Here is a 17240-nt window from a genome sequence, read left to right as displayed (position 1 = left end):
AATCAAATGAATTTATAAACGAGGTTTGTTACATATGGAGCAAAAAACAAAAACATCATCTAAGCCACCATCAAAATGGATTCTTGCCATCCTATCCTCTATCCCAATCATCATGGTTTTAGGGAACTCCATGTTAATTCCTGTACTACCAACTGTTGAAAACGTATATGATGTCTCAAGTGTACAAACAAGCTTATTAATTACTTTATTCTCTATCCCAGCTGGAATCGTGATTCCCTTCGCAGGTATCTTAGCGGATCATGTGGGAAGAAAGAAAGTCATTTTCTATAGTTTGCTTCTATATGGTGTAGGAGGACTATTAGCAGGATTATCGGCCGTTTGGTTTCCAGAATCCTTTGGATTTCTGCTGGGGAGTAGGGTGATTCAAGGAATTGGAGCGGCTGGAACAGCACCGATTGCGATGGTATTAGCAAGTGATCTATTTGAAAAGAGTGACAGGGCATCTGCCCTTGGAATCATTGAAGCTTCTAATGCGATGGGAAAAGTACTAAGTCCCATCTTGGGTTCCCTACTAGCACTCTTCACTTGGTATACGATGTTTTTCGTATTTCCTATTTTATGTATTCCGATTGCCTATTTCTTTATAAAGGTAATTCAAGAACCAACTAGTTCCCATGAAAAAACACCCCTCAAACAATACATGAAACACGTAAAATCAGTATTTCAACGGGAGGGACGCTGGTTATTCCTTGCTTTTGCTATTGGATCTATGACACTATTCACACTCTTTGGTGGGTTATTTAGACTATCGGATTCAATTGATGCAAATACCAATCTGAGTGGCGTCCTAAAAGGATTCGTTTTAGCCATTCCCCTTCTTGCTCTTTGTATTACGGCGTATACAGTAGGAAAGACCATAAAAACCAAAATTGGTTTAATGAAGGTACTCATCTTGATTGGTTTGGGATTATTAACTACGACGATCATTTTATTGATATGGATGAAGTCCATCGTTTGGATGATCACGATCTTATCCATTAGTGCCATCGCCTGCGGACTTATTCTTCCATGCCTAAATACATTTATCACTTCCTCTACTGGTACATCCGAAAGAGGAATTATTACTTCTTTATATGGAAGTATTCGTTTCTTTGGAGTCGCACTCGGACCTACTGTGTATGGAGCTCTGCAAAATCGTCCTTTTCTCCTATTTGTTGGAAGCGGAGCTGTATTTGCGCTATTATTACTATTATCAGCTTGGCTCATCCATCGTCCCCAACGAATCAATGGAAATCGGGAGGGACATTCACGGATTTTGATTCGATCCAAGCGCATTCATCCCATTACATAGAGAGGAGTTTTATAATGGAGAGAAATATATGGGGGAACTGGTTACAAGTCCATACGAAGCATCGACAATTCGAAAAGCCCCGGTCTACAGGGCTAACTATGGTGATGGATAAGGGACTCGGGATGCGTGCTTTTGATGACCTAATCGAAATCGCTCATCCCTATATCGATTTCTATAAACTAGGATTCGGAACCGCCGCGGTCACGCCTTTACGCTTACTAAGGGAAAAAATTGAACGGACTGAAAGAGAGCATATTCACATCTACCCAGGTGGAACTTTTTTTGAAATTGCTCACCATCATCGATGTGCAGACCAGTATTTCCAAGCCTTGCGAGATCAAGGGATTCAGTGGATTGAAATATCAGAAGGCACTATCTCCATATCTCCTAGAGAAAAAAGAGATCTGATCCGCAAAGCCCATAAATTAGGATTTTCTGTTATTACCGAGATCGGAAAAAAGGAATCAGGCACTTTTTTAACAATGGAAGAGATCCATTCTCAAGCTACATCTGATCTCGAAGAAGGCGTACAATTTGTCATTATTGAGGGTCGCGAATCAGGAATCGATGTGGGAATCTACGATGAAAATGGAAAATTTGATTCTTCTCTGATTCGTGATTTAGCAAATAGCCTACCACTTAATCGAATCATGTTTGAAGCCCCTCTAAAAAAACAGCAAATTCAATATATTCAATTGATTGGGAATGAAGTAAACCTAGGGAACATTGCTCCTACAGAAGTAATCGCATTAGAAGCCCTGAGACAACATTTACGCTCAGATACGTTCAATCCAAATATGGAGGTGTACCGATAAACATGAACATTCAAACGATCCCTTATGTCCAAGCGTTCAAACCAAGCGATTATGTAGGCCAAACAATCATTGTTATAGACACATTTCGAGCTACTTCCACCATAGTAGCTGCCCTTTCATCTGGAGTAAAGTGTGTCATTCCCGTCAAAGAAATTGAAGATGCCAAGAAGTTATGGAAACCAGGGCGTATATTAGCTGGTGAGCGATTTGGAGCGCAGATTGAGGAGTTTTCTCTGGGGAATTCGCCTGTCCATTTTATCCAAACTTCTTCCTGCAGGGGAAAGGAACTGATCCTTACTACTACCAATGGGACTCGGGCGTTGAGTAGAGTCGCTCAAGCGAAACAGGTCTGGATCGGTAGCTTGTTAAATGCGAGGTCCATTGCTCAGAGATTACACGTGGAAAACACCTCTAATGTCCTATTTTACTGTGCAGGGACAAGAGGCACGATGTCATTTGAAGATTGTGTAACCGTTGGTGCGATTCTAGAAGAATGGCGCCAACTTGATCCACAAATCACTCAATCTCATACATCTTTTGACGATCTTTCACTCCTTTGTATGAGTAGCTTTCAATTCCTCCACTCTCAAGATCAACTTCACCTATTACGGGAGAGTCGGGCAGGAAAGAGAAATCACTCTCTTGGCAACGAGGAAGATCTAGATCTAAGCCTGAAGATGAATGAGTTTAATGTTGTCCCTACTTATACAAATGGAGTGATCACGGCTTCTATCTCTTGATTTTCATTCTATCCTTGCTTACTCATGCATAGTTTAGTGGTAAAGTCATTTTGGACAAGGGGAGCGCGACATGAAAGCAGATCTTATTATTGTAATCCTAATCGTGATCGGTTTATTCGGTCGTTCCCCCATTATTGCTACTGCGGCCAGCTTTCTTCTTATTTTAAAATTACTTCATCTCGAACGTTTTTTTGATGGAATCGAGCGCCGTGGACTGGAACTGGGATTATTATTCCTTACCATTGCTGTATTAGTTCCGTTTGTATCTGGAAAAATAACGTGGCAACAAATTGTGGATGTATTCACTTCTCCCGCTGGGATTCTTGCTTGCATTGGCGGGGCACTTGCTACTTATATGAATGGAAAAGGACTAGACTTATTACGAGTAGATCCTCAATTAGTAGTAGGACTCGTAATTGGATCTATCTTTGGGATTATTTTCTTGCGGGGAATTCCCGTTGGACCTCTTATGGCAGCTGGTATTACGGCATTTTTCATGGGTGTTCTCAAAATATGGTGGCATTAATCCCTCCTACTTCTAAAGACATATAAAGTCATACACATTTTTCTTGAGTCCCTAGGAGAACTCACGTATACTTAGGGCAGTCAAGGGGGTTTTTCTATTGTCCAAAATTGCCATTATCACTGACAGTTCGTGTGACCTACCGAAAGATCTAGTTGCAAAGCTAGGTATTTCTGTTGTACCACTTCGTGTTATTTATAAATCTGGAGAATTTCGAGATGGAATTGATATTGAACCAACCTATATTTATGAGCGACTTGAAATAGAAGTTCCAACCACCTCCATGCCTTCACCAGAAGATATTTATGCTACATTTGAAAAAGTTCGTTCCGAAGGGTTTACCCATTGTCTTGTAATCAGTGTATCCTCTGGATTAAGCGGAACTTATAATACATTTAAACTAATAGCAAGCGAATTTGAGGATCTTCATATACACGTTATTGATTCTAAGTACCTTTCTTGGGCTTTAGGTTATCAAGTGATAGAAGCAGCCAAACTAGTTCGGGAAAAGCTCGATTTCGGCGATATCGTCCAAAAAATCGAAGCGATGAAGAAACAAATCTCTGCTTACTTTGTGGTGGATACATTAGACTATCTAAAAGCAGGCGGACGAATTGGACGAGTTTCAGCTCTTTTCGGTTCTATGCTAAATGTAAAACCCATTATCTCAGTAGATGACGACGGTAAATATTTCCCCCTTACCGTTGCTCGTGGAAAAAAGCAAGCGATGAAGAAGCTTTGTCAGCTAGTGCAAGATCATGTTGAATCCGCCAAAGCGAGTATTGCCATTGTACAAGGGCGCGCTGAGAAAGAAGCAGAAGCATTTGCAGACCGAATTCGTCAATTAGGTGATAATATCACGGATATTTATGTAGGTAATGTGAGTCCCGCACTCGTCGTTCATGCAGGTCCTGGATTAGTAGGTCTTATTATAAAAAGTGAAAAATAGGAATATCGGAATCATCACTTACTCCATAATATCCCCCTAACGATTAGGTATAAAGGAACCTAATTTGTTAGGGGGATTTTTATGAAATCGAATTATAAATGGATACACATATAGTCTCAAAAGCATATATTGGGAAGGAGCACGTAGATATTATCATACTGAAACTAGCTTTTACTTTCGATGTTGAAAGGGGATATGTACTTGGAGAAATTAGTAACAATCCTATCTAAGGATCCTTCTGTAGTGGTGCATGAAGGGGTTCTTTCGCAAGAAGAATGTCAACATATTATCAACATAGGCCAAGGAGTATTATTTCCAGCACAAACACAAGGTGGAATGTCAGAAGTTCGTATATCGGATACCGCATGGCTAGAACATCATACGGATCCCTTGATACTCACCTTATCTGAGCGAATTGCCACTCTTGTGGGACGCCCATTAAGTCACGCGGAACCACTTCAAGTGGCAAGATATCGCGTTGGAGGAAAGTTTGAGCCACATATTGATTGTTATGACACCCGTTCAGAGGGAGGAAATTACTTCTTTTCGATTGCGGGTCAACGAGTCCACACAGCTATCTTATACCTGAATGACACACTTAAAGGCGGAGAAACCTACTTCCCTGATCTTGGGTTCGACATCACACCCAAAACAGGAAACGTACTTATTTTTGATAATTGTTACAATGGCACAATTGATGCCCATCCTCTTTCCATCCATGGCTCTCGTGTGCTAGAAGAAGGAGAAAAATGGATCACAACTCTGTGGTTTACCGAAAGGCCACACTACTAATTAATACATGTAGAGATAATCAATCAAATATAAAATAGCCTCCACTCGGTTCAATCGAGTGGAGGCTATTTTTTTACTCTGTATTATGCACGTGAAACATATTGACCGTTACGAGTATCAATTACGAGACGGTCGCCTCTATTAATAAATAGAGGAACCGTAACCACAAATCCAGTCGATAACGTAGCTGGTTTATTACCACCTGTCGCTGTATCACCACGGATACCAGGATCGGTTTCAGCTACTTCCAACTCAACTGTGTTCGGTAGTTGAATTCCAATCGTTTCATGTTCGTATGTAACGATTTGAACGTCCATGTTTTCTTGTAAGAAGTTTAATTCATACTCTAAGCGCTCTGCTGGCAACGTGATTTGATCATAGGTTTCATTATCCATGAACGTGTAATCACCGGCAGATTCATACAAATAGCTCATCCGGCGAGTTTCAATCAACGCCTTAGATACTTTCTCTCCTCCACGAAACGTTTTCTCTGTAATATTTCCATTACGAAGGTTACGTAACTTAGAGCGAACAAACGCAGCACCTTTTCCTGGTTTTACGTGTTGGAATTCAAGAACCGAATAAATATCACCGTCGATTTCAATCGTTAAACCTGTACGAAAATCGTTTACACTAATCATCAATCGTTCCTCCTGATGAAACAAAGATCTAGAGAATAATAAGTTCCTTAGTACAATGCGTTAATACTTCGTGGCCTGACTCCGTAATAAGGACATCATCCTCAATACGGACTCCACCGAAATCAGAAAGATAAATTCCTGGTTCCACCGTTACGACGTTTCCAGGCTTTAAGACATTGGAGCCTGCTTGAGAAAGTCTAGGACCTTCATGAACCTCTAGTCCAATTCCATGCCCAGTACCATGTCCAAAGTACGCACCATAGCCACGTTGTGTAATCAAATCACGAGCTACTGCATCAGCCTCCATACCCGTCATTCCTGGACGAAGAGCATCTACAGCCTTTCGTTCTGCCTCTAATACAATATCATAAATTTCTTTTTGTTTCTCGTTTGGTTTTCCAACCATAACGGTACGAGTAAGATCAGAGACATATCCTTGATATGCAGCTCCAAAGTCTAGTGTAACGAGATCACCCTTTTCAATCACTTTATCACTGGCCACTCCGTGTGGTAATGCTCCTCGCCAGCCAGATGCCACGATGATGTCAAACGATGGACCCGTGGCTCCCATCTCCATCATGAGTACCTTAAGTCGGAGTTGGACTTCCGATTCTTTCAAGCCCGGTTGGATATACTGGATGATCTGTTCAAAAGTACGGTCTGCGATTGTAGCAGCCTGACGAATGATGCTTAGCTCATCCTCACTTTTTATCATTCGTAATTCTTCTATGATTTGTGGAGCAGGTATGTATTCAATCGAAGAATCGCCTTGGGATAAAGCTTGGAATTGAGCAAACGTCATATGAGTTGCTTCGAAGCTTACCTTTTTGAGGCCTAGCTTTTTGATACTTTCACGAACCGTGTGCCAAATATCAAGTGATGATTGGAGTTCCAGACGAAAATGTGGACACTCTGCTTTTACTTGGTCGATGTAACGGAAGTCGGTGACGAATACAGCCTCTTTTTCCGTCACAATCGCAACACCACTAGAACCCGTAAAACCCGTGATATACCTACGATTATAAGGATTCGTGATCAAATAGACCTCTATCCCTTGACTCATCATTTCTCTTCGCAAGTTCGCTAGCCGTTTTTCCATGAGTCTCACTCCTAGTATGTTCGGTTATGCTAGATCAATTCCCGAATCGCTCGCAACGCTAGATCATAGCTATACGATCCAAATCCACTAATTTGCCCTACACAGACTGGTGCGGTTACAGATTGCTTCCGAAATTCTTCTCTAGCATGAATATTAGATAAATGCACTTCAATAACAGGAACTTCTACCGATGCAATCGCATCTCGAATGGCATAACTCGTATGAGTATAAGCCCCTGGGTTACAAACTATGTAATCAAAATTTCCTTCTGCTTCATGAATCTCCGTGATCAGTTCACCCTCAAAATTAGATTGCTTCGTAACAACTGAAAACGTCAACTGATCGCCTATTTTTTTCAGCCGTTGGTTTATCTCATCCAATGTTTCCGAGCCATAAATCGCTGGCTCTCGCTTCCCCAAACGGTTTAGATTAGGGCCATGAAGGATCAGTACTCTTGTCATCTGCGAACACCCCTATAAGGGTATATTTTCTCACGAACTTAGCGATTTGTCCAACCTCCATACCGAATACAACCTTTATATGATAAAATGGAGATACTTACAAAACTCACAATTTAAGACACATGACACAAAGGTGGTGCCAGATTTCGTGGCTGAACAACCCATAGCATATGGCGGTCAGGCAGTGGTAGAAGGCGTTATGTTTCAAGGACAGTATAGCCTCGTCACAGCCGTTAGACGAAAAAGCGGAGAAATTGAAACATTTGAGGTACAAAAAAAGGCACAGCCCATCCTCTCAAAAGTGAAAAAAATCCCTTTTATTAGAGGATTGATCGGGCTCATTGAAGCAAGTGCATCTGGTGCAAAACACCTTCAATTTGCTACTGAACAGTATGATTTAGATGAAAACCCTGACCAAGTCCGTGATACCAAAGAGACCTTCACTTCCAAGCTATCGATGTGGTTAGGAGTAGCAGTGATTGGGATTCTATCCTTCGTTATGGGAAAAGTAATCTTTACACTTGTTCCTGCGATGCTAGCCAGCTTTTTATTTGATGGACTGGTAACAAATCTGATCCTTCAAAACCTAATTGAAGGGGCCATCAAGACGATCTTACTCTTCTCATATCTATGGATGATATCGCAAACTCCCATCATCAAACGGGTCTTTCAATATCATGGGGCTGAGCATAAAGTGATTACCACTTATGAACATGGGGAAGAATTGACAGTAGAAAATGTTCAAAAACATTCCAGACTTCACTATCGATGCGGCAGTAGCTTTATGATTCTAACCATATTGGTGGGCGTAGTCGTATACTCCTTTTTCCAATATGATAATATGTGGGATCGCATGATCATACGCTTAGAACTACTTCCACTTGTGATTATGCTATCTTATGAAGTTTTACGCTTTACTAATGCGCTTCGTGATATCCCTGTGCTCAAATATTTAGGCTATCCTGGATTATGGCTTCAACTACTTACTACAAAGGAACCAAATGATGAGCAGGTAGAAGTAGCCATCACCTCATTTAAGCGCATGCTCGATTTAGATAGCGAAGTAAAAGCCAAACAGGTTCCTTCGAATCATGCTTCTTCCATTGGAATGTAACTTTGACCTTTACGAAAGTGGTGGTAGCGTGAATATCTCCAAAAGACTTTCAGTTGGAACGATCATCATATTAGGGTTAGTAGCCATTGGAATCATGTCAGCACTGCGTGAATCTTTTTGGAACGTAGTAGGATTGATCGGATTCATTGGGATCATCTGTTATTTATATAAGAAGCCTCCCATCTGGTTACAAAGAATAAGTGGGCATATTCCCGCAACATCAACCAAACGGAAGAAAAGATCGCATCGATTTAGAGTAATAGATGGATCGAAAAAAGATCGCAAATTCTAACGAAAACCCCTAGTCCTCACTTAGACTGGGGGTTTTTCGTTTGAGCATGACTGAGACCTTCCACATTAATAGGCACATCGCTTTTCGTCAAGATAAAGGGATACACAATCATCTGCGGATAAAACGTCCCAGGGGTTGGCTCTTGTTCGGCCACTTCCACCTTTACCTGATTATCTTGTTGCACAATATTGGTTACCTGCAATTGATATCCAGGATTAGGCCTCATTCCAAGTGAGATGAGCGTGTATTCTTCATCCTCCATCTGAATTTTATGAAGCCCAGAATGTACTTTTTGATTCCCCACCCATTCTCGAATCGATACAGGTAGTGTATTTATTTGCTCACTCGTGATCAACTTAATTCCTTTTCCCAGACCTTTTTCATCATTCTGATTTTGACTCATATTAACTTCCTTTCTGAAGTGGTGGCTCATCATTTTTCCCAAAGTTGATTTGGGTAGAGCGGCTTTTGCCACGTGCTTGTAAATAAGAATCAAATGTCCAACCCTCGAAGAACGCTTCTCCTGCTTTCATCCCAGATTGATACAGGGTATCTTTCTTTTCCTTACTTAGTGAAAAATCAGTTATTTTAACTCCGAGAGTAGGGACAGAGATCGTACGAATCTGGTCCTTCGACCGAATATAACGGTTATCATAAGCGTCCATCATCGTATAAAACAACGATAAAAACATGTTTAATGGTCCAGGTACTTCTGCCACTGATCCCTTCTTCTCTTTGGTTGGATTGTTTAAATCAAAGCCAAAAGTAGGCCAACGAGGGCAATCTGAATCAAAAATCCAAATGGGAAAATTACTTAATACCCCTCCATCTACAATACAACTATATTTCCCAGAAGGCGAATGATATAACATCACCGGATCAAAAAAGAAAGGAATACTACAACTCATTCGAACCGCTTTTGCAACCGAAAACGTTGCTGGATCATGGCCATAGCTCGCTAGATCATCTGGCAGAATCATGAGCATTTTTTGTGTGATATCCGAAGCAATGATTTTCAGGCCAACATCCTGCAAATCACCAAAGGTCCGAACCCCTTTCTCAGCCAAACGACATTCTAGCCAATGTTCCAGTGCATCACCCGAGTAAATCCCTTTTTTAATCCACATACGTAGTGCCGGACCGACATAAGGGATGCGATGGTATATCGTCTTCGGTAAAAACGATGTAAAATCCAGATCGAGGAGAAGCCCGTAAAGCTCCTCTGCTGTGTAGCCCGCCGCAGTAAGAGCCGCAATCATCGACCCCGCCGAGGTCCCTGCTACGTTTTTCCATTTGTATCCCTCTTTCTCAGCCACCGTTAATGCCCCGACCAGTCCAATCCCTTTTACACCGCCACCCTCAAATACTGCATCTGCCCACACATGACCCACCTCTTCGAAAAAAGAATGTATTTATCCATGTGTATGAAAAAAACCCTAGGAACAGGACTTCCAAGGGTTAATTTATTCATCTTGCTCCGTAGTCTCTTCAGCAGCTTTGGTAGAGATGAGGTGTTGAACCACTTCTGGATTGTTTTCTAGATAGGAAACTAAATTCTCCACACAGGTGATAGAATCCCAACTCAGATGGTGTTCAATTCCTTCCACATCCTCATAAACAAATTCCTCACGCACCCCAATCAAGCGGAGAAATTTCTCTAATAGCTGGTGCCTGTCTACAAGGCGCTTTCCTACTTTTTTACCCTTAGCCGTTAGAACCAAACCACGGTATTTTTCATAAACCAAATATTTATTTTGATCGAGTTTTTGAACCATCTTCGTAACTGACGAGGGGTGAACGGATAACGCCTCTGCTATGTCTGACACACGTGCATATCCTTTTTGATCAATTAATTGATAAATGTTCTCTAGATAATCTTCCATACTTGGTGTTGCCAAATAAACCACCCCTTTAAATCAATATAACCAGAGTCATTTTATCAGATGTTACGTATTAGCTCAATGAAAGTGTTACAAAAACATCCTCAAAAAGATCCTATTTCCGTTATAATGAAGATCAAAGGAGGATTCGCTTTTTATGAGAATCACCCCATCTGATATTCCAAGTAAGAAATTTAATAAGTCTTTCTGGGGCTATATCCCAGGTGAAGTAGATCAGTGGTTAAACGAAATCGTCATTTGTTACGAGGAAGATGTAAGCGAACTAAAAGAACTACGACAAGAAATTACACGATTACGAAACGAAAACAAACAATTACGCGACATAGTAAAAGAGATTGATTTAGTAGATGAAAGCCGAGTGTCTAGCTAATGCTAGTACATCTCGGCTTTTTCTATTCATCATTCCAAATGGGAACAGGACCAAATTGAATCGCATCACAAGCAACCAGACGAAGTTCAATCCCTTCTACATTTCCTTGAATAGCATCTTCATGTGCATCCTTCCCATGAAGGTGTCCATACACACATACGGAAACCTCATATTCCTTCAGGAGATCGAAAAACTTGGATTCTTTCCCTGTATGGGTTAAAGGTGGGTAATGAAGCATCACTATGATAGGCAGATCGGGATGTTCTTTACGCCCCGCCTCTAATGCCATTTTTAGCCTTCCAGCTTGTCTCTCGTAAATCTTGCGATCTTCTGATTCTTGGTAACCATAATCCCCTGGAAGCATCCAGCCTCGAGTCGCAGCTACTACCTTATTTTCTACAACAGTAAAATCGGCATCTAGCCATGTCATACGCTCAGGCAAAGCTTCACGAATCTTCTTCTTACTATGAACATAATACTCATGGTTACCTGGAGAAAAAACCTTGTTCCCAGGCAACTGATCAATCCATCCAAAATCATATAGGGCCTCTTCCAATCGTAGCGCCCAGCTAATATCTCCGGGAATGAGAACGGTATCTTCTTCTTTTACTCTCTCAATCCATTCATCTCGAATTCGATGATAATGTTGATCCCAGCCAAACAGCTCCATTGGCTTCCTGATATCTCTTTCGGGATCAATCTCGTATAAGTCAACAGGCCTTTGGAACGATAGATGTAGATCCGCAATTGAAAAGATTGCCATGCAAGTACCATTCCTTTCTCACAACTACACAATACTCTAATTACGAAAAAAAAAGCAAGAAGAGATCGATTGATCCTCTTGCTTTTTCATCTGTTATTTATTTTTCCAACAATTTATATGGTTGAGCCGATTTATCAATAAATAGATCACGTAATGATAGCGAAGTTTTTTCCGAATAACTTAAGGTTGCCTTCACTTCTGACCCTTGGTTAATGTTGATGACCATATCACTATTCGTTACATTTAACGAGAAGCCTATGGGCTTATTCTTTGCTAACTTCGGAATAGGAGTAGAGTCTACTTCTGTAATCTTCGTACCTGAGTTACGTAATAACGATACTTTCCCGTTCGACCACTCCACTACATACGTGATACCATCCACGGAATTCAATTTAATCTCAAATGGAGTATTTGAATCTTGAGACAGTCCGACCAAGAAATTGGTAAACGAACTTGAGATTGGGATGGCAATCTGCGTCTTAGGCATAACGGTTAAATCGGATCCTTTTGCAATTCCAATACCTGTATTCAACATCCACGGTTGATCGGGTAGAAAATCGCTATCTACTTGCGAAGTGTCGTCAATCTTTTGAAGACCAGGATTTTGTAAGGTTACTCCTTTACCCGCGGTAAACACCGGTTTTAACGTACCTTGTATCGGATTCGTCCCACGAAGTACAAATGCTTCCTTGGTCTCTTTATCCACGATTTTCACTCGTACGGGAGCAAGTGAGGTATGGTAGACATAAAACTCGTATGACTTACCTGGTTTAATAAAAGGAACTCCTTTTGCTCCAAACGTAGTGCTACGTGCACCTTGTGAAGATCCTGAGATAATTTGACCATCTCGTTTAATTAGAAGCTCAAAACGTCCTCCATCTGATTTTTCCATCGTTGCCTTGAAATCATCAAATGTTTCATCAAAATCAAGCTCTCCTTGTAGGACAGTAGACTCTTCCATCGAATCAAAGGCATAATCTGATTTGGAAGCAAAATCATGCTTCTTACCATTCGATTTGATCTGGAAAATCGCCTTTTTTTGTTCACTCTTCGCTGGATCTTTGGCATCTGATTGATTTAAATAATAATTCCCAACCAGTGCACCCGTTGCGATTAAAATGAGCGCTACAGCAGTCGACATGATGACTTTACGCAATCCTCCCGGGTTACGACCAGACTCAAGACTCCGATCTTTCAATAGCTTATCTACTTGCCCAATAACTTCTTCCAGACTCACTTTTGTTTTCCAAGACTTCAAAGCGAGTTTTTGTAATTTACGAGGAATTAGGTTATTTTCCAAGAATAATTTATTATTCTTCGGGTTCTTAGAGGGTTGATAGCCTGTGAGAAGGAAGAATAGGAGATCTCTCCACTTCTGATCACGCTGTACCTTGACTTCATCATGTAAATAATAGAATAAGAGCAAAGGTTCCGATCCACTTAATAAAATGTTTTTAGGATCTAGCGTAGTCCGAAGCGGGAAGTTTCTGCGTTGTAGTTCTCGAATGGTTTGTAGCAAGCTTTTCGCTACTTTTAAAGCTTTTAACGGCTTCATGGGGCGCTCTTTCGTCACGAGCAATGGGAGTGGTTCACCTGAAAAGGGGGCATGAACCAAGATGACCTCATGCTCGTCCACCATTACATCAATAATCGGGGCAAGATGAGGATGTTGAAACTTTAACGCAAGCTCTCGAAAATCCTCAGGCAAAGTTTGACCTTCTATTGGAATGCTTTGGAGAAATACACGCTTTCCTCCATGAGTACGTGCCTGCAAAAGCTTTCCAGATGAAAATTGAATCTCATCTTCTACTTGAAATCTCTTCACAAACTGAGAGTGAAATGATTTAGCCAACGGTAGTACCACCCTCACACAACAAATTTTTAGAAGTGATAATGATAGAATATAAATACAAATAAATTATTTGGGAATCCTCTTCATCCTAAACTTAAGTATATTAAAAATCAAGATATTGTTTAGCTGTAGAAATATTATAATGTGAACAAATTTCCACAAATGAGAATCAGAAGATGAAAATTAGAATCGTATAGGCTATCGCTTATAATTCCAATCGTCATTTGCGTATTTGTCTTGAACGAGTTGGTGCGCCATTTCTTCCTCATAGGAGCTAAGCGTTCCCACTTCAGTATCCAGCTCCAACCCTTCAATAAATCCTTGTGTAAAGGCATGTTCAACCTCTTGTATATCAAACTGCTTTGAACTACATTGATGAATTGAAACGGCTTTTTGCTCTAGATCCTGTTTTCTAGCATTTCGAATCTCTTCCGTTGAAAACGTCAGTACTTCAAATAATTGATCTATATCTAGGTCTAACAAAATAGAACCATGTTGCAGGACAACTCCTTTTTGGCGGACTTGCGCGCTCCCTGCCGCTTTTCGTCCATGAATAACTAGTTCGTAATCTGAGGGGGCATCAAAACAGGCTGCTGAATGGAGTTCTTTCGAAGCCTTTATCGGAGGGGCAAGCTCTGCTTCTATCCCTAGATTCTGATATCCACGGAGTAAACCTTGGCTTAGATAGCAGTAGGACTCTGACACGCTTCCTCGTACCGATGGATGCGTTTCTGGGGCAATGATGCTATAAGTTAGTTCAGAGTCGTGTAGAACAGCTCTGCCGCCTGTCATTCTGCGAACAAAACCCCAGCCTAACTCCTTCAATCGCTCAAGATTAACCTCTTTTTCAGATCGTTGGAAATATCCAATACTAAGAGTTGCTGGATTCCAGCCATAAAATCGCAGAGTGGGTGGAGCTTGGTTTTCGCTGATGGCTGTTAAAATCGCTTCGTCTAGCGCCATATTCCATGCCGGAGCGTGTGGTTGGTAGGGAATGAGCCGCCATTTGTTGTTCATTTTATTATCCCTCCTCGTGTATCTGTACACCGATAAATATTGACACTCCCATGCAGTTAGAAATGTACCCACATGGGCGACATACCTGTTACCAGTATGCTAGGCTACTTACCCAGATATTGCTTTTGCTAAATATCCCCATTCAGATCCACATGGCAGATATAGTCACACCGCTTACAGTGGAAGCGAAGTCCTTTTCGATTAGACTTATCTCGATTCCCGCGTATACAAGATTGCTTGTAGTTTCTTTGCTCTTCCTAATTATCGCCTTCTGGCTGCATATCGCCTACGATAATAAGCAACCTGCCCCTTTGAAGAAAAGTGATTTAGTCCCAACACTAGCAACCGCTAGATAACGAAGACCCAAGTCAACTCCCATTATCTTCTTATCTTGAGAAGGTTATTTCTTCCAAGTGATGGGGATCGCCAAATACCATTTCTTTTTCTTCTGATAAAGTTTTCCGGCTCCTTGTTTCACCGTTCCGTCCATAGTCCGATTCAACCACGCAATTTGGAATGGCTTCGCCACTACAGGAACACCTACACGCTTTCAAGCGTGGGGAGAGAGACAGTGAAAAATTCGCTACTCCTTTCCACCTTCAAATTTTGATTGTTAAAGCAACACCATATCTTACGAAAACTCTTCGCATGCTGTATTTTCTTTTGTGATTTTACTTAACGAATCGTTTGATTCACGACAGCAGAAGGAAATGAATCACTTGAGAATTCCTTAGAGATCGTACTAGTTGCCTTGTTTACCTCTGGATGCAAAAGAAGCCAGTTAGCAAAAGATGTATTCATCTCAGTTATTTGTGGATAGATTTGTTGCTTGGATTGAGTGGGTTTATGTAGTTCTAAACGTAGTGTGATCGTCGGTATAGGATCATCCCCTTTTCTTCTGTGCTTCTACAAAACGCTTAATCGTATCACTGGATACATTGCCTGCTGTACTAACAAAGAATGAACGTGTCCATAGACTCGGCAGATGCGACAAATGTTTGAATTCTTGTCTCAATCGTCTAGATGTCACTCCTTTCACTCTTGCCATGATATCTGATGGGGAATCTGTCGGAAGACAATTCAAGAATAAATGACAATGATCTGGCATGACTTCCATTGCCACAATGAGCCAATTATTTTCCTGGCACATTTCTGCTATGAATTGTTTGAATCGTTCTTCCACTTGATTTATCAATACCTTTCTTCGATAGCGTGTACAGAAAACAAAATGATAGTTGATTGAAGATACAGTCGTTTGAGTTCTTCGATATTCTTGTTCCATAAATCAATTGTATTAGTATACACTAATAACTGCAACGAATAAAACAAAAAATCAAAACTACATATTGTTGCTCTAAGCATCCCCTTGCAGGGATGCTAGAGCAACAATATGTAGTTTTTTCATCCCACGATTGAAACCGTGGGCTTTCAGTCAGCAAAATTCTGTAAGTTCGAATTACAGGTTGGACAAGTACACTCTTCTGGCGCATCATTTACATGAACAAGATCAACTATTTCGTCTTCTGCATCTTGAACCACTTTATCTTGCTTTAGTTCCATCCAAATCTCTTTAAGAAGTCCAGTATAACCAAGGAATCTTCTCCCTTTGATCGCTTCATCCATGTACTTTACTCTTTCATCCACTTATTTTTCCTCATTTATTTTACTACGTGATCAAGTAACTTGCAAAATAGTAATATTAGCTGTTCCATTATCAAGACCAGCTCCAGAAGCACCTAAAGCATTAAATGCCATGCTAAGGGTTTGACTCGGCAAAGAAACTTGAATAGTTTTTGCAACCGTAACACTTGAACTATTACTAGCAGCATATATATATCCATTTGAAGGCACGAACAATGGCACCCCATCTAAAAGTGTTTGATATAACGAAATATCATCGTTACCTCCATCAGGTTGACCAGTAATAGTCGAAGAAATTAAATAACTATGACCTCCATCAAGTACAATCGCACTAGAACCGGTTGCAATATTAATACCAGTTCCAACATATTCAACGATATCCCATATAACAGAAGTAATTGCTCCTACAGGATAATTCCTAGAAGTCGAATCCCCATTTGCAAAAGAAGAAGCAATTCCTCCAGTAGGTCCTATCGGACCTTGCGGACCTTGCGGACCTATTGATCCTGCAACCCCCGAAGGCCCTGCTGGTCCCTGAGGTCCCTGAGGTCCTGCAGATCCTGCTGGACCTTGAGGCCCTTGAGGCCCTGGAGGTCCCCCTGTTGGTCCTGGAGGCCCTGGCGGTCCCGTAGGTCCTATCGTAACAGGTGTTTCTAGTACATTTTCTAATTTTTCATTTAAGATATATTCTTTCTTTCCAATCGCATTAATGGTATCGCGAACACTTGCATTGATTGTCAGTAAGTCGCTAAGTGAAGGTTGAAAAGGAGTAGAGACTCCTGGAAGGGTTCCTAAAACGTATTGAAGCTTTTCCCCCTCTGCATTAATGATATGGCTAAGACCTAGTTCTTCTAATGCAATCGACGACAGTAGCAGGTTTACGGCATCTTCTCGGGTAATGTTTATGTTAGGTGAAATATTAGGTATATTTGCTTGAGACATACTTTCACTCCTTTGT

The 17240-nt window shown here is 41.0% G+C and carries 21 protein-coding genes and 1 pseudogene; 9 read left to right on the top strand and 13 right to left on the bottom strand.

The features are described from left to right. Window positions 1–34 precede the first annotated feature (34 nt). The 6 genes from EDD57_RS00320 (at window position 35) to EDD57_RS00295 (ending at window position 5131) form a co-directional block, all read left to right on the top strand. On the top strand, window positions 35–1312 hold the full coding sequence (locus EDD57_RS00320; protein WP_131847202.1) for an MFS transporter: 1278 nt from the start codon (window positions 35–37) through the stop codon (window positions 1310–1312). Between the two features lie 14 nt (window positions 1313–1326). Beyond that, entirely contained in the window at window positions 1327–2127 is an 801-nt protein-coding gene (comA, locus tag EDD57_RS00315) for a phosphosulfolactate synthase (protein ID WP_165873614.1), read from the top strand. 2 nt (window positions 2128–2129) lie between these two features. Beyond that, window positions 2130–2867 carry a 2-phosphosulfolactate phosphatase gene (locus EDD57_RS00310; RefSeq protein ID WP_131847198.1) on the top strand — a complete coding sequence of 246 codons (738 nt, stop codon included), beginning with the start codon at window positions 2130–2132 and terminating at the stop codon, window positions 2865–2867. A gap of 70 nt (window positions 2868–2937) precedes the next feature. Next, window positions 2938–3393 (top strand): DUF441 domain-containing protein, encoded by a 456-nt coding sequence (locus EDD57_RS00305; RefSeq protein WP_131847196.1) that lies wholly within the window; start codon window positions 2938–2940, stop codon window positions 3391–3393. Window positions 3394–3490: 97 nt separating this feature from the next. Continuing rightward, window positions 3491–4339 carry a DegV family protein gene (locus EDD57_RS00300; protein ID WP_131847194.1) on the top strand — a complete coding sequence of 283 codons (849 nt, stop codon included), beginning with the start codon at window positions 3491–3493 and terminating at the stop codon, window positions 4337–4339. Window positions 4340–4540: 201 nt separating this feature from the next. Further along, window positions 4541–5131 carry a 2OG-Fe(II) oxygenase gene (locus tag EDD57_RS00295; protein WP_165873613.1) on the top strand — a complete coding sequence of 197 codons (591 nt, stop codon included), beginning with the start codon at window positions 4541–4543 and terminating at the stop codon, window positions 5129–5131. An 83-nt stretch (window positions 5132–5214) separates the two neighbouring features. Here the strand turns inward: EDD57_RS00295 and efp are convergent, their stop codons facing one another. From efp to aroQ, 3 genes are read right to left on the bottom strand one after another with little or no spacing between them, the layout of a single operon-like run. Continuing rightward, the gene (efp, locus tag EDD57_RS00290; RefSeq protein ID WP_131847191.1) at window positions 5215–5772 is read right to left on the bottom strand and encodes an elongation factor P; all 558 of its coding nucleotides are present in this window, start codon (window positions 5770–5772) and stop codon (window positions 5215–5217) included. A gap of 28 nt (window positions 5773–5800) precedes the next feature. Beyond that, on the bottom strand, window positions 5801–6871 hold the full coding sequence (locus tag EDD57_RS00285) for a M24 family metallopeptidase (protein ID WP_131847189.1): 1071 nt from the start codon (window positions 6869–6871) through the stop codon (window positions 5801–5803). 29 nt (window positions 6872–6900) lie between these two features. After that, complete coding sequence (aroQ, locus tag EDD57_RS00280; RefSeq protein ID WP_131847187.1) at window positions 6901–7332, bottom strand: type II 3-dehydroquinate dehydratase; 432 nt, start codon at window positions 7330–7332, stop codon at window positions 6901–6903. Between the two features lie 199 nt (window positions 7333–7531). Between aroQ and EDD57_RS00275 the strand changes: the two genes are divergently transcribed. Both EDD57_RS00275 and EDD57_RS00270 read left to right on the top strand, forming a co-directional pair. After that, entirely contained in the window at window positions 7532–8446 is a 915-nt protein-coding gene (locus EDD57_RS00275) for a DUF1385 domain-containing protein (protein ID WP_131847393.1), read from the top strand. Window positions 8447–8474: 28 nt separating this feature from the next. Further along, window positions 8475–8738, top strand: a complete 264-nt coding sequence (locus EDD57_RS00270) for a hypothetical protein (protein WP_131847184.1) — start codon at window positions 8475–8477, stop codon at window positions 8736–8738. Window positions 8739–8754: 16 nt separating this feature from the next. Here EDD57_RS00270 and EDD57_RS00265 read toward each other — a convergent pair whose 3' ends face one another. The 3 genes from EDD57_RS00265 to mntR all read right to left on the bottom strand — a co-directional run bounded on the left by EDD57_RS00265 (window position 8755) and on the right by mntR (window position 10636). Then, on the bottom strand, window positions 8755–9141 hold the full coding sequence (locus tag EDD57_RS00265) for a protease complex subunit PrcB family protein (RefSeq protein WP_165873612.1): 387 nt from the start codon (window positions 9139–9141) through the stop codon (window positions 8755–8757). A gap of 1 nt (window position 9142) precedes the next feature. After that, window positions 9143–10120: a patatin-like phospholipase family protein gene (locus EDD57_RS00260; protein ID WP_131847180.1), complete on the bottom strand. Its 978-nt coding sequence runs from the start codon at window positions 10118–10120 to the stop codon at window positions 9143–9145. An 81-nt stretch (window positions 10121–10201) separates the two neighbouring features. Beyond that, window positions 10202–10636 (bottom strand): transcriptional regulator MntR, encoded by a 435-nt coding sequence (gene mntR, locus EDD57_RS00255; RefSeq protein WP_131847178.1) that lies wholly within the window; start codon window positions 10634–10636, stop codon window positions 10202–10204. 139 nt (window positions 10637–10775) lie between these two features. Between mntR and EDD57_RS00250 the strand changes: the two genes are divergently transcribed. Beyond that, window positions 10776–11009: a DivIVA domain-containing protein gene (locus tag EDD57_RS00250; RefSeq protein ID WP_131847176.1), complete on the top strand. Its 234-nt coding sequence runs from the start codon at window positions 10776–10778 to the stop codon at window positions 11007–11009. A 22-nt stretch (window positions 11010–11031) separates the two neighbouring features. Here EDD57_RS00250 and EDD57_RS00245 read toward each other — a convergent pair whose 3' ends face one another. The 7 genes and pseudogenes from EDD57_RS00245 to EDD57_RS14270 all read right to left on the bottom strand — a co-directional run bounded on the left by EDD57_RS00245 (window position 11032) and on the right by EDD57_RS14270 (window position 17224). Continuing rightward, complete coding sequence (locus EDD57_RS00245; RefSeq protein WP_131847174.1) at window positions 11032–11772, bottom strand: metallophosphoesterase; 741 nt, start codon at window positions 11770–11772, stop codon at window positions 11032–11034. A 97-nt stretch (window positions 11773–11869) separates the two neighbouring features. Then, entirely contained in the window at window positions 11870–13624 is a 1755-nt protein-coding gene (locus EDD57_RS00240) for a serine/threonine-protein kinase (RefSeq protein ID WP_131847172.1), read from the bottom strand. 198 nt (window positions 13625–13822) lie between these two features. Further along, window positions 13823–14641 (bottom strand): lipoate--protein ligase family protein, encoded by an 819-nt coding sequence (locus tag EDD57_RS00235; protein ID WP_131847170.1) that lies wholly within the window; start codon window positions 14639–14641, stop codon window positions 13823–13825. Between the two features lie 264 nt (window positions 14642–14905). Then, window positions 14906–15520 (bottom strand): annotated as a pseudogene (locus tag EDD57_RS00230) (nuclease/transposase family protein); the annotation flags it as partial. Between the two features lie 4 nt (window positions 15521–15524). Next, window positions 15525–15923, bottom strand: coding sequence for an IS200/IS605 family transposase (gene tnpA / locus EDD57_RS00225; RefSeq protein WP_131847168.1), 399 nt, complete (start codon window positions 15921–15923; stop codon window positions 15525–15527). A 146-nt stretch (window positions 15924–16069) separates the two neighbouring features. After that, entirely contained in the window at window positions 16070–16285 is a 216-nt protein-coding gene (locus EDD57_RS00220) for a hypothetical protein (RefSeq protein ID WP_131847166.1), read from the bottom strand. A 30-nt stretch (window positions 16286–16315) separates the two neighbouring features. Continuing rightward, the gene (locus EDD57_RS14270) at window positions 16316–17224 is read right to left on the bottom strand and encodes an alpha-helical endospore appendage domain-containing protein (RefSeq protein WP_165873611.1); all 909 of its coding nucleotides are present in this window, start codon (window positions 17222–17224) and stop codon (window positions 16316–16318) included. Window positions 17225–17240 lie beyond the last annotated feature (16 nt).

The organism is Baia soyae (assembly GCF_004341445.1).
GTDB lineage: Bacteria > Bacillota > Bacilli > Thermoactinomycetales > Thermoactinomycetaceae > Baia > Baia soyae.
This window is presented reverse-complemented; position numbering and strand designations above follow the sequence as displayed.